The following is a 12,830-nucleotide window of genomic DNA, read 5'->3' as shown; positions in this document are numbered from 1 at the left end:
GAGTATCCTCACCGCCACCGGGCTCAATCGGACTTGGTTTCGATCCGGAGGCGCTGATAAGCTTGTGCGCGCCGCCCCGATAGCTCAGACGGCAGAGCGTCTCCATGGTAAGGAGAAGGTCCAGGGTTCAATTCCCTGTCGGGGCTCCATTTTGCGGAGCACCTATCCGTAGGATGATGCGGCGGGGTAGCTCAGCTGGTCAGAGCGCACGACTCATAATCGTGAGGTCGCGGGTTCAAGCCCCGCCCCCGCTACAGCAAGAGAGATCGCGGAACCGCCGTATCTCGCAGAACGAAGTGAGGAAACCGTGGCATCAAAGTCTGCCGACGTTCGCCCCAAGATCACCCTCGCCTGCGAGGTGTGCAAGGAGCGCAACTACATCACGAAGAAGAACCGTCGTAACAACCCCGACCGTCTCGAGATGAAGAAGTACTGCTCGCGTTGCAACGCATCGACGACGCACCGCGAAACTCGATAACACAATGTGTCGAAGGACCCGCCTGAGAAGGCGGGTCCTTCTGGTTTCACCGCACGAGCGCCACATGTTCCGCAGGCCAGAACCGTCTTGTGGCCCACGGTTGATGCGTCCGATAGGTCTGATTTGTCCGCAGCAACGTGAGAGAGAAGTCCAGCGCCAGGACGCCAACTGGGTCGAGAGTGCTTGGTCAAAGCGTGTTCCGCAGATCACGTATCCGCCTAGACTGAAGGGATGACCAGCACAAACGATGAAGGCCAGTTGAAGAAGCCTCCCAAACTCAATAAGAAGAAGTACGAGAAGGAACTGCGCCGCTTGCAGGCCGAGCTCGTTGCAATGCAGCAATGGGTGATCGAGACCGGTGAACGCGTGTGCCTCATCTTCGAGGGACGTGATGCTGCAGGGAAGGGTTCTGCGATCGCTCGGATCACCCAGTACCTCAACCCGCGGCACGCGAAGGTTGTTGCACTGCCTGCTCCCACGGAGCGCGAGAAGACGCAGTGGTATTTCCAGCGCTACACCCCTCATCTCCCGGCCGCGGGAGAGATTGTTATCTTTGACAGGTCCTGGTACAACCGTGCCGGCGTTGAGCGGGTCATGGGTTTCTGTTCGATTGAGGAGTACCACCGCTTCCTCAGACAGGCACCCGACTTCGAGAGGATGCTTGTCGACGATGGGATCCGGCTGATCAAGTACTGGTTCTCGGTATCTGCTCAGGAGCAGGAAGCCCGGTTCAGGTCCCGTTCGGAGGACCCCATGAGGCGCTGGAAGCTCTCTCCCATGGATGTCGAGTCCATCTCTCGGTGGGATGACTACTCGCGCGCCAAGGACGCGATGTTCGCGGCTACGGATACTCCGTGGGCTCGCTGGCACACGGTGGAGAGCGAAGATAAGAAACGCTCAAGAATCAACGTCATCAACGACATCCTTCACCAAATTCCGTGGAAGCAAGTTGAGCCCGCTGAAGTCTCTATCCCGCACCGTCCAGAGGGAACCGATGATGACTCTCTCGATAGGCTGGATCGCAACAAGTATGTCTATGTTGAGGATGTGGCCGTCGCTCTCGAGAAGGACTAGGCACCTTTCTCGTTGCCTGTTTCGGGCTGACCCATAGCCTCGTCAGTGGCTGATGGCTGGTTAGAGTCAGACGCCTCGCTGGAATCTGTAACGTCGGTGGCTTCCGCCTCCATTGTCTCCGATGCGTCGGTTGTCTTGGCGCCGGTGGCGTCGGTCGTATTGTTGCGTGCGATCCAGCGGTCGATTTCTTCGAACCAGTTGAACAGCCAGGTTGCCTGCTCGTCACGGACGGTCGGGATCTCGTTTCTCGGGACCCGCCACGCCCTCATGGTCAGCTCCTTGTCCATGGGGAGCTGACGCCAGATGTCCTTGATGGTGGTGAACTTGTCAAGGCCCGTGTGGCCGAGGAAGACAACATCAGCATTGGGTGCGGACTCGAGGGCAGCGAACAGTCCGCGCGGCTGGGGTGGCATGACGTGGCGGAACTGGGCGGCACGCTGTGCGAGCGTTAAGTGCCCCTGTTCGAAGAGCCTTTTCGTGCGGGAGAGCCTGCGCTTGTCGGTGACCTGACCGCCCTCGGGGAAGATGACAAGGGCGTCGTTCTCGTCGAGTCCGTCCGCCAGACTGCCGATCTCCTGCTCAACCACGCTGCCGCCACCAGCTGGTTTGCGAGCAAAACCGGTGGGAGTGATGAAGCGAGCGGGTACGCGGCTGAGGAGGACATCGAGGGCCGGATCCCACTGGATTGTGTCCTTGAGGACGATGCGGGGCTCACGGGACAGTTGCGTGAGCAGCACCTGCATGATGACAATCGAATCGCCGGGGCCACCGTGTCTACTCGCGACCACGAGGGGAGTGCCCAGAGCGAACTTCTCGTTAAAGGCTTGGAGTGATTTCTCAATGTCCTCCCCATCGTCGCCCTTGGTTGTGACCTTGAGACGAAGGACAACCCGGAAGATCGTGAAGAGGATGTTGAGGGCCTTCTGGCCGACCATGTAGTGGTGGGTGATGGAGCGGTGGGTTCTGATCTTCCATCCGAAGCCCGAGGCGCACCAGAGCACAAACATGGTGACGAGCAGGGCAGCATCCCACACGACGTACACGATGAGAAGGAGGATGATGCGGGGGAGGCGCAGGAACCCGGGAACGAGGGACGTGAAGATCAGGGCAATGAGAAGCCAGAGGGGTGAGCCGGCCACGACCACGATCGCGAGAAGGACGACCAATGGTGCGAGGATGAGGCGGCGCACCCACCGCGGCGGCACTCTCATAGGTTGTCCAGGTAGATCGACGCTGCGGTGTAGCCTCGTTTAATGCGCTCGGGGACCTTGCTGAGGTCACGAGAGGCGGAGGCCTTGTGGTCACCATCGAGTTGCCCACCCGAGGGCAGGAGATGAAGGGCGGTGCCGTCTGGAAGATTGCCAGCATCCCTAAAGAACCTGTGCCTGCGAGAGATCTCAAACGTCACCTGAGCCATTTCGACCGGGGTCTGGGGCACCTCCAGTCTCTCTTCGATTCTGCCCACTTGGAGGACGTAGATCTCGGTCGCACCAGCCTCCACGGCAGGGGAAACAGGAATCGAGTTCACTACCCCGCCATCGACATAGTGGAGGCCGTCAATCTCCGTGGGAGGGAAGAGCCCAGGGACTGCCGCCGAAGCCATGATCGCGGGAATGAGCGGACCAGAGTCAAAGACGCGCTCGCGGGAGTTCTCAATGTTGGCTGCCACGACCTTGAGGGGAACTGGAAGGTCAGAGAATGAAGGATTAGGACCCAGGATTCCTTCGAGGAGCTGACGTAGCGGATCGGGGGAGATGATGTGAGTCTGGGTGCGCAGGGCACGGGCCGCCTGGCTGTACCAGGAGTCGCCGTAGATCTTCTCCGCCTCGGGGGACTTCCACGACTCCGTCAACGTATCGATGACGGACAGGTTCGGCTCATTCGCAACGGCCGCAGCATTCATCGCACCAATCGAGGTGCCAACAAGGAGATCGGGGTAGATGCCGCGCTCGAGCAAAGCCTGGAGAATACCCAGTTCGACGGCGCCACGCACACCTCCACCGCCGAACACAAAAGCAACGCGAGGAGCAGGATTCGTCATATCTTCAATCTATCAACGCATAACCGCACCACAACTGCTTTCAGCCACCGGTGACATTCCGCGACAAGGGAGTGACTGTTCGACAAACTGGATGCAGGGCTATTACCATTCCGCGATCGGATCAACGGGCTTGGAGGGTCTATGGCCCTCGGTGGTGCATCAACGGTAACTGATGGGTCAGCAGGGGAATCGAGCACGACGGCACGGCAACCTCATCCCTATAGTTAAACCATGAGTAGCCGCCCACCTCTTCCTCACTTCGATCAGCGACAGCGCACGCTTCTAGGCGAATGGCTTCCCGGTGCTGATCTAGTCGAGGATCTGTCGTGGGGTCTGGTCGAATCCGCCGTGCTTCACGTGCGTAGCAACGAGCGGGACCTGATCGTCAAAGCGGGCGGCCCCGACAACCACCACCTCGCTCGCGAAATCTCAGCCCACGCTGTCATCACTCCATTGATCGAGGAGGGCCTGGCGGCGTTCCTCCGCTCAGCCGATGCTGAACGCCGGATCATGGTCTTGGATTATTTGCCGGGCTCTCTCGTTGACGGCGGTGAGGCCGAGACTGATCAGGAGATACTCCGGCAGGCCGGCCACGTGCTTGGGATGCTTCACGGGCTGGGAAGCGCCACGGATGAGAGCCTCGAACGCAATCTGTATCGAGCCGCTCTGAAGTGGCTGAAGAAACCGCACAACATTCCAGAACCGCAGGCATCCCTCGCCAGGAAGTACTTGACGGAACACGAGCCGGGGCCCGTGATTGTCGTGCCCAGCCACGGGGACTATTCGGGACGCAACTGGCTTGTCCACGAGGGGAAGCTACGCGTCATCGATTTCGGTAGGTTTGGGTGCCGGCCCGCCCATCATGACTTCCTCAGAATGTTTTTCCGTCGCTGGCACGATCATCCCGGCCAGAGCACCTCGTTCTTTGAGGGGTATGGTCGTCAAGCGATCGACTTCGGTGACTATTCGTGGTGGATCGAAGTCCTTCGAGAGGCTGTGGCAACGGCCGCGTGGTCACGTGCTGTTGGTGACGAAACGTTTGAATTGCTTGGCTTAAGATTCGTCGACGTTGCCCTCAACCACCTCGATTCGAGATAAGAAAAAAACGCCGTTTCGATACTTCAGGAATGTCCTTTTCGGGATGGCTCCGTTCTTGATCAAAGGCCCCTACCTGAGAGTAGGTTCCTTGCTAACCTGCGAGTAATGCCTGGTAGAGGGGTTAAATGCCCCTCGCGTGAAAGCTACTATGGCAAACCGTAAGGAGCAGGTATGGACACGAAAGAACACGTCATCGTAGCGGAGTCTCAGCACGGTCTCAGCCGACGATCATTCATGAAGTGGTCTGGTGTGGCCGGTGGTGCGGCAGCACTCGTCGGCACCGCAACCAACCTCGGCCTCCCATCGCGGGCCGATGAGCTGGCGAGCGTGGACGGCGATGTTGTCTGGTCCTCCTGCATGGTGAACTGTGGTGCCAGGTGCCCGCTGAGACTCTTGGTCAAGGACGGAACCATTGTTCGAGTGCTCCCGGACAACACGGGCGGCGATGAGATCGGCATGCACCGCATCCCCGCCTGCCCGCGAGGTCGTTCGATCCGCTTCCGTGTCTACAATCCGGATCGTCTGAAGAAACCGATGAAGCGGGTTCCCGGCACGAAGCGCGGGGATGGTCAGTGGGAGGAGATCTCCTGGGATCAGGCACTCACTGAGATCGCAGAGAAGTACAAGTCCCTCATTGATGAGTATGGTCCCGAGTCGCAGCACCTCTCGTACGGGACCGGAGTGGTGTCGGGAAACATCACGCAGTCCTACTTCTCGGGTGGTGCTCTTGTTCGCCTGCTCAACATGTTTGGTGGCTTTCTTGGCTACTATGGCGACTACTCCACGGGCGGCATCACGGAAGCGATGAGGGTGTGCCTGGGTGGCTACATTGACTCGAACTCCTCCGATGATGTCGTCAACAGCAACCTCTACGTGCTGTGGGGGCATAGTCCGTTGGAGACGAAGATGTCCGGCGGCTCCGAGGTCTTCTACCTGCCGAGGGTTCTCAAGGAGGCAGGGGTCCGCACCTATGTCATCGACCCGCGCCACTCCGATTCGGCAAACCTCATTGCTGATGAGTGGCTCTCGCCCCGCCCGGGAACAGATGCTGCTCTCGTGGCAGGCATTGCCTACGTGCTCCTCCAAGATGGCACGCACGAGCAGGAGTTTCTCGATCAGTACTGCGTCGGTTTCGATGAGGACCACCTTCCCGAGGGAGCGCCCGCGGGATCCTCCTACCGTGCCTACATCGAAGAAGATGGGCCGGATGGGATTGCGAAGACCCCGCAGTGGGCATCGGACGTCACGGGGGGCCCGAAAACAAGATCATCCAGTTCGCTCGCGACCTGGGAGCGAACAAGCCATCCATGATTCACCAGGGTTGGGGCCGCAGCGTCACGCCAACGGCGAGTACACGGCGTGGTCGATCATGACACTCAATGCCATGCTTGGCAATGTTGGTCTCGAGGGCGGCGGTACCGGCACGTTCACCGGTGGTTCCCCGCTCGTCATGGCCTACCCGTTCGATTCCACGTTCTCCAACTCCGTCACGAAGAAGATCTCCCACTTCACGTGGCTCGATGCGATTGAGGACTACGAGAGCATGGGCTTATCGGAGGGCGTGCGTGACTGGGATGGGGACGGCAACCCGATTGACGACGCTCGCCTCGAGGTGCCCGTGAAGGCGATCTGGTGCTACGGATCCAACATGGTGATCAACCAGCACGCAGAAATCAACAACACGCGCAGGGTTCTCGAGGATGATTCCACGTGCGAACTGATTGTCGTGATCGACAATCACATGACCGCATCGGCGCAGATGGCCGACTATGTCCTACCCGGCATGTCAACCACCGAGGAGACCGATGTCGTGGGTCAGGGACTGGCCGCAGACATGGGATACACCATCGTCAACAGTCAGGCGATCAATCCCCTGTACGAGGCCCGCGGCATCTACGACATCTGCTCTGAGCTGGCAGACAAGCTTGGAGTGCTGGACGAGTTCACGGAGGGTAAGACCCAGAAAGACTGGGTCATGGAAACGCTTGAGGCCTCCCGCGAACTGAATCCGGACATGCCGGAACCGTCCGAACTGAAGGACATGGGGGTGTGGAAGAAGACGAATCCTTCCCGTATTGCCCTTCAAGAGTTCCGTGAGGATCCGGAAGCGAACCCGCTTGGCGCGCCCTCCGGTCTCATCGAGATCTACTCGCAGGAGGTCCGCGACAAGAGCGAGTCTTGGACGCTTCTCGAAGGCGATCGCCTCGCAAGCATTCCCGAGTATGTCAGTACCTGGGAGGAGCACAACGAGGCCCGCACGAACGACACGTATCCGCTTCAGATGATCGGTTTCCACTTCAAGGGACGCACCCATTCCTCGTACGGAAGTGTCGCCATCCTCAAGGAAGCTCATACGCAGGTCGTGCTCATCAATCCGGCAGATGCTCGCGCTCGCGGAATCGAAAATGGTGACAAGGTCGAGGTCTTCAACGACAGGGGCAGGATCCAGATCGAGGCGCGAGTCACGCCCCGCATCCTTCCCCACGTGGTCTCTGTTCCAGAGGGTGCCTGGTACTCGCCCGACGACGATGGAACAGATACTGGCGGCTGCCCGAACACTCTGACACGGTACCGGCCAAGTGCTCTTGCCAAGACAAATCCGCAGTACACCAACCTCGTGCAGGTTCAACGAATCGAGAGCTAGTTTTTCTAGTGAAGATGGTGGTGGGGATGATCAAAACCGATCATCCCCACTTTCTCTTTCAGCCCCGCTTCTCGACGAGTTGATCGAGACTCGCGGTCATGTCTTCAATATCTTCTCGCGGGCGTCGTTGAACTTACCTTGGGCGGAAGCGTCGATGCCCTCACCATCTCTGGTGTTGTTCTCGCTTTATCAGAGGAAAAAGCCGAGGAAGCTAACCGTCGCAAGGCTAAAGATAAGGACGAGAGCGAATATTGCGGTTGCGGTGCGTTTTGCCAAAACTGACCTTCCTGCTGGACGACGAGTGCCGTGATGCCGACACTGGACGACCTTTCCAGTTTTCACCGCAAAGTGCAATGAGCTGGAAGTGCAAAGAGCTGGAAAGTTGGCACAACGTGTCCGATATTTGTGGCCGTAATCAGCGTCAAGGTCTGTTGGCTGATAACGCTACCGAGTATCTAGGGTCAATGATCGCGACGGGCCTGTGATGAACGAGCCAACAACCGATAGTGAAAAGGCACTGCCTCAGGCGTGCGCCTCGTCGTGTCCGTGGCTGTGACACAACCGGAGCGTGCTAGCCGCACCATCCGACAAGGTCGTCGATCGCCCGATCGAGTTGTTCGAGATCCAGTCTTTGGGTTGCCACAAGGAGTTCTCGGCCCAGGGCTTCTTCGGTGGGGTCGCCCTCCATTGGCATGTAGCCACCAAACAGGTAGGAGGCGCTCGCTACCTCACCAAAGACGTTTGGATCCGCTTCCTCCCAGCTCTCTGCCGTCGGGAAGCGTTCATCGAGATCACGCACGATCTCGCAGGCGTACTGTTTCTGACCCTCCTCGGAGATGTCGGCGGAACCACCTTGACTGCGGCCGATGAAGAAGCCGACGACACCGCCGGCAGCGATGCTGACGATGAGAAGAAGGGCGAGGATTCCGGGTCCCGGTTGCTTTGCCATCTCAATCTCCTATGTGTTGGTTGACACTGTCCTAGAACATGATTGAACTGACTTTTACAGTTTTCATTTCAGTGAGCAACCGCGAAGAGAGATGACATCACCTGTCCGATTTCACCTCGGTCTGTCATCTTCGGAGCTATCCGTCGGCTCGGAGGCCCGCCTGTGCCGCTACGGTATGCTCCGGATCGCCCGTTTCGAGTGCGAACTCGGCATAACCGATGGCTGAGGCCGCCATGTACTCCTGGCAGTGATCGGCCAGTCTGGGCCACGCCCTCCCGCCTCGCTTTTGGTACTCGGTCGTCATGATGTCGAAGGCCTCACGCGGTGCGCTCATGTGGAACAAAGATAAATCGCGAACGGGATCGCCAATTTCCGCGGTGGTCCAGTCGAGTACGGAACGGATCCGGTTCCCATCCACGAGCGTGTGTGCCGCGTAGATCTCGCCGTGAGTGAGCACGGAGAAATCCGGCCAGAATGAGTCATCGTTTATCCAGTTGTCCCACCGATCGAGGAGGCTGGGGGAGATCTCAAACTCGTGAGAAACACGGGAGATCCGGGATTTCCAGTGCATTCGGGTTTCCTGCGGAGTTCGGGAAGGAACACCAGTGCCGGCGGCCACCTCTATCGGGATCGAGTGCAGTTCGCTCAGGAGCTTCCCCATGTCTCTCGCGTAGTCTTCTGAGCCCATCTCGACATGAAACACCGGCCGCCCCTCTTCCATGGTCAAGCCGGGAGAACCGGGCAGGAGCGGGTAGGCAATAAGTTCGGGGGAGTGGATCCGCCACTGCGGAACCCGGAACGACAGAGCTTTCGAAACGAGATCAAGGACCTTGCTTTCGACCTTGGCTCCGTTGGCAAGCTCGGGCCTTCTGGGGATGCGAAGAACCCAGCTCTCCCCGTAAAGGGTCTCGACGATCGCAACCCGGTAGTCCAGTCCCATGTCGTTGATGTCGATACTGTTCGGAGCGAGCGTGAGGCCGTGCCTCGCCGCGAGTTCCAGGGTCTCGGTGATGTCATCGACTGCGTTCATGCTTACCAGGTTTCCCGATCGACCACGCGAGTGCAAGAGCGATATTTCGTCCTCTGCGAGGTTGGCCGGGTACCAGCGCTTTGCGGTCTAAGCTAAGCCCATGAGCTGTTCCATTATTGAACCGAATGAGCCCGTCGACATTGGTCCGTCCGTCCCGTCGACGCGACGCGGTGCGGGTGAAACTTTCGCTGAGCTGACGACGATCGCCACGGGCGGTCCCGTTCAGGAGCTGGTCAAGGCCGAAACCGAAGAAGAGATCGTTGAGGCGGTCCGGGACGCCGATGAGAATGGCATCCCGGTTCTTGTTCTTGGTGGTGGATCGAACCTGCTCGTGAGCGACCAGGGCTTCGCGGGACGCGTTGTCATTGACATGCGTCAGGACATTGAGCAGGTGCAGATCTCGGGATGTGGGGGAGCAATCCTCCGCGCCACCGCAGGCACCCCGTGGGACGAGTTCGTCAACGTTTCGATCTCCCAGGGCTGGAACGGCATCGAGGCGCTTTCGGGAATCCCCGGTTCTCTCGGGGCCACCCCGGTTCAGAACGTGGGTGCCTACGGCCAGGAAGTGTCCGAAACGATCTACTCGGTTCGTGTGTACGACCGTGAACGCAAGCGTCGGACGGACATGGTGCCCTCCGAGCTGGGACTGTCCTACCGTAACTCCAAGCTCAAAGAATCGACTGCCCAGTGGGGCGCGACGGGGCGCTGGGTCGTGCTGTCCGTGACCTACCAGCTCGGTCTGGCTACCCGTTCCACCCCGATCGCCTACCAGCAGCTCGCGAATGCTCTCGGAGTCGAGATCGGTGGCCGGGTCCCAACGATCGAGCTGCGCAACGCAGTGCTTGATCTGCGCCGCTCCAAGGGCATGGTCCTGGACGACAGTGACCGCGACACATACTCGCTCGGTTCCTTCTTTACCAACCCCATCATCGACGAGGAGCTCGTGCCCGAGGGTGCCCCCAAGTACGCCCACGGCGACAAGTACAAGACCTCGTCAGCGTGGCTCATCGACCACGCAGGGTGCGAGAAGGGCTTCGGTGGTGACCTGACGGCGGGGCGTGCAACGCTCTCAACCAAGCACACCCTCGCACTCACAAACCGAGGAGGAGCCTCCACAGGTGACATCCTTACCCTCGCTCGAGAGGTCCGTTCCCGCGTCGAGGAAGCCTACGGCATCAGCCTCGTCAACGAACCCGTGATCCTCGGGGAGAGCCTCTAGCTCGACATTAGGCACAGGCCTTCGGCTTTGCACAATTCATGAATGACCCCGGGAGATACGAACTCCCGGGGTCATTCACTGAGGCAACTGCTTCACCCAGAGAGCTACTTCACCAACGGAGGGGATTGGTTGTCAGTTCCTCACCGCACTTAGCTCTTGTGTTCTCGAATGGTGATTGAGAACGCTTCGTTCTTCAGCTTGTTGAGGGGCTTACTGCTTAACATTCAGGCGGTCTGACTCGACGCCTCGTTCAGACCTCGAACCAAGGAAGGGCTTGGCTGCCTCCTCTGCCTCGGCCTCGTTGTTCTTCATGCTGGGAAGGGTTCCGGAGAAGAGGATGACGATGATGCCAGCGATTGGCAGGAGCAGGAGACCCTCCCTGATGCTGGCCGCGTCGGCGATGAGGCCAATGAGTGGCGGGGTGGCAAGGTTACCGACACGCATGAGCCACGAGATCACGGTGATGCCGGTGCCTTCCCGCAGGCCCTGAATCTTGTCCGCCTGGTCAAAGGCGGTGGGAACAAGAGTGGCGGAGCCATAGCCCGCAAGAGCAAACCCAATGATGCTTCCAGCGACCGTCGGGAAGGCAAGAGCGAGACCCATGCCGATCGCGGTGACGAAACCACCCGTGCGAGCGACTGCGCGGTGTCCCCAGCGATCGACCTGCCGGTCACCGAGGACGCGGCCAATGAACTGGCCGCCCACGAGGGCTATGTAGCCAAAGGCGGCAATGGCGGGGGCGGCGCCAAGGGATGACGACAGGTAGAGGGTCGCCCACGAGTTGCCGACCTCCTCCATGACCGCACCGGCGATCGACAGGAGAACGAGAGCGGCAAGCAGGAAGATGGCCTTCGGCGTGACCTTGGTGATGCTCTCCTTGATCTCTGCAGAGTCCGCGACATTGTCCTCATCGGTTACCTCGTCGCGCTCCGGCAGGGTGTTCATCCGGGCAAAGATGAGGACAACGATGAAGAGAACGGCCACGATGGCGAGGTGGACGGACAGGGACAGGTCGAGAGCGATGGCCGCCGCCGCCATGCCGCCGCCCGTGACGGCGCCAATCGACCACGTGGCGTGGAACGAGTTGATGATGGAGCGCCCATACGACTTCTGTACCTGCATGGCGTGAGCGTTCTGACCAACGTCAGAAACAGCATCGAAGGCGCCACCCAAGAACAAGAATACTCCGAACAGCAGGGCCGTGGATGAGCTGCCCGCAGCTAACAGTGCCAGCGCGGTCAGAACCATGCCCGCGACCGCGACGTTGGCCGACCCAAACCTGCGGACGAGAGAGGCAGAGGTCAACCCAGCAACGATCGCTCCCACGGGGAACAGAATGACAATGAACCCGTACGCGGAGTTCGAAAGATCAAAAAGATCCTTGATTTCCGGGTAGCGGGGAAGAATGTTGGCGAAGAGCGCCCCATTCGTGAAGAAAAGGGCGGCTACCGCAATGCGAGCCCGATGGGCCTGTTCCTTTGTGACGTTACTTTGAGACTGCACATGTACGATCGTACATGTTCTATTTCGGGAGATGAAGGAGGGATAATGTGGAACGGATGACAGGGAGGACCATGGAACGAGTCAAGCACGCACGTGACCCGCACCGGAAAGAGCGCATCATTGACGCGTGCCTGACCAGCATCGTCAGCCATGGAGTCGCCGGAACCTCACATCGAAAGATCGCTGCGCTCGCGGACGTTCCCCTGGGATCCATGACCTACTACTTCGACGGTTTTGAGGACCTCCTCGGTGAGGCGTTCTCCAAGTTTGCCAAGGAACGGATCGACGAGTTCGAGGACGTCATGTCCAAGGTGACGACGATGGCCGAGTTTCGCGCCAACTACATCGCCTACGTCAGTGAGGTCCTCCTCGAGCCGGATCGCAACCTCATCCTGACACTCGAGCTCTACACCATTGCTGCACGAGATGCGGCGTTCCGGACCATCACGTGGGAGTGGATGTCGGCCACTCGCAGCGTTCTTTCCCGCTTCGTCGACACCGAGACGGCTACCCTCCTCGACGGAATCATCGAGGGCCTCTCCCTGCACCGGGCACTCGGACTCGATCCCGGAGATCCCAGCCTCGTGGCGCGCGCCTTCGACCAGATCGTTGGCGAGCACTGACGATCAGGTCGCTACGTTGCGGAAGCTCTCGCAGGGGTAACCGCTTTCCAGAAGCTCGGATTCGACGCCTCCTGACGTCCCTCAGTACCGGGCAGAGGTGCTCAGTGACGTGCGAGGTTCTTACAGAAAGAAGTTGCCAGGAAAGCGAAGTAGTCGGGGCGCCCCCGGGGG

General features: G+C 59.4%; 12 protein-coding genes and 2 tRNA genes. 9 read left to right on the top strand and 5 right to left on the bottom strand.

Annotated elements, in window-relative coordinates; all coding sequences use genetic code 11:
• Nucleotides 1–73: 73 nt before the first annotated feature.
• From QMB98_RS05860 to ppk2, 4 genes are all read left to right on the top strand, one after another.
• Nucleotides 74–149 (top strand) — tRNA-Thr (locus QMB98_RS05860).
• A 31-nt stretch (nt 150–180) separates the two neighbouring features.
• Nucleotides 181–254: transfer RNA gene (locus QMB98_RS05855), tRNA-Met, on the top strand.
• A 53-nt stretch (nt 255–307) separates the two neighbouring features.
• Nucleotides 308–478, top strand: a complete 171-nt coding sequence (gene rpmG, locus QMB98_RS05850; RefSeq protein WP_371684745.1) for a 50S ribosomal protein L33 — start codon at nt 308–310, stop codon at nt 476–478.
• Between the two features lie 231 nt (nt 479–709).
• Complete coding sequence (ppk2, locus tag QMB98_RS05845) at nt 710–1,552, top strand: polyphosphate kinase 2 (protein ID WP_371684744.1); 843 nt, start codon at nt 710–712, stop codon at nt 1,550–1,552.
• Here the strand turns inward: ppk2 and QMB98_RS05840 are convergent.
• Nucleotides 1,549–2,763, bottom strand: a complete 1,215-nt coding sequence (locus QMB98_RS05840) for a 1-acyl-sn-glycerol-3-phosphate acyltransferase (protein WP_371684743.1) — start codon at nt 2,761–2,763, stop codon at nt 1,549–1,551. The genes ppk2 and QMB98_RS05840 overlap by 4 nt on opposite strands.
• Entirely contained in the window at nt 2,760–3,593 is an 834-nt protein-coding gene (locus tag QMB98_RS05835; RefSeq protein ID WP_371684742.1) for a patatin-like phospholipase family protein, read from the bottom strand. The genes QMB98_RS05840 and QMB98_RS05835 overlap by 4 nt, the downstream gene beginning before the upstream one ends.
• 231 nt (nt 3,594–3,824) lie before the next feature.
• Here QMB98_RS05835 and QMB98_RS05830 point away from each other — a divergent pair, with 231 nt between their 5' ends.
• The 3 genes from QMB98_RS05830 to QMB98_RS05820 all read left to right on the top strand — a co-directional run bounded on the left by QMB98_RS05830 (nt 3,825) and on the right by QMB98_RS05820 (nt 7,335).
• Nucleotides 3,825–4,691, top strand: coding sequence for a phosphotransferase family protein (locus tag QMB98_RS05830; RefSeq protein WP_371684741.1), 867 nt, complete (start codon nt 3,825–3,827; stop codon nt 4,689–4,691).
• Nucleotides 4,692–4,862: 171 nt separating this feature from the next.
• A complete protein-coding gene (locus QMB98_RS05825) occupies nt 4,863–6,002 on the top strand; it encodes a molybdopterin-dependent oxidoreductase (RefSeq protein ID WP_371684740.1) in 1,140 nt (379 codons plus the stop codon).
• Nucleotides 6,003–6,012: 10 nt separating this feature from the next.
• A complete protein-coding gene (locus tag QMB98_RS05820; protein WP_371684739.1) occupies nt 6,013–7,335 on the top strand; it encodes a molybdopterin dinucleotide binding domain-containing protein in 1,323 nt (440 codons plus the stop codon).
• Between the two features lie 571 nt (nt 7,336–7,906).
• Here the strand turns inward: QMB98_RS05820 and QMB98_RS05815 are convergent.
• On the bottom strand, nt 7,907–8,284 hold the full coding sequence (locus QMB98_RS05815) for a hypothetical protein (RefSeq protein ID WP_371684738.1): 378 nt from the start codon (nt 8,282–8,284) through the stop codon (nt 7,907–7,909).
• A gap of 136 nt (nt 8,285–8,420) precedes the next feature.
• The gene (locus tag QMB98_RS05810; RefSeq protein WP_371684737.1) at nt 8,421–9,314 is read right to left on the bottom strand and encodes a macrolide 2'-phosphotransferase; all 894 of its coding nucleotides are present in this window, start codon (nt 9,312–9,314) and stop codon (nt 8,421–8,423) included.
• A gap of 100 nt (nt 9,315–9,414) precedes the next feature.
• On the opposite strand from QMB98_RS05810, the gene QMB98_RS05805 reads away from it, so the two are divergent.
• Nucleotides 9,415–10,533 carry a UDP-N-acetylmuramate dehydrogenase gene (locus QMB98_RS05805; protein ID WP_371684736.1) on the top strand — a complete coding sequence of 373 codons (1,119 nt, stop codon included), beginning with the start codon at nt 9,415–9,417 and terminating at the stop codon, nt 10,531–10,533.
• A 210-nt stretch (nt 10,534–10,743) separates the two neighbouring features.
• On the opposite strand, the gene QMB98_RS05800 is transcribed toward QMB98_RS05805, so the two are convergent.
• The gene (locus QMB98_RS05800) at nt 10,744–12,036 is read right to left on the bottom strand and encodes an MFS transporter (RefSeq protein WP_371684735.1); all 1,293 of its coding nucleotides are present in this window, start codon (nt 12,034–12,036) and stop codon (nt 10,744–10,746) included.
• Between the two features lie 71 nt (nt 12,037–12,107).
• Between QMB98_RS05800 and QMB98_RS05795 the strand changes: the two genes are divergently transcribed.
• Nucleotides 12,108–12,659: a TetR/AcrR family transcriptional regulator gene (locus QMB98_RS05795; protein WP_371684734.1), complete on the top strand. Its 552-nt coding sequence runs from the start codon at nt 12,108–12,110 to the stop codon at nt 12,657–12,659.
• Nucleotides 12,660–12,830 lie beyond the last annotated feature (171 nt).

It is taken from the genome of Flaviflexus sp., from assembly GCF_041440645.1.
In the GTDB taxonomy this organism is placed as follows: Bacteria; Actinomycetota; Actinomycetes; order Actinomycetales; family Actinomycetaceae; genus Flaviflexus.
The sequence above is the reverse complement of the archived record's forward strand: the minus strand, read 5'-3'. Positions and strand labels throughout refer to the sequence as shown.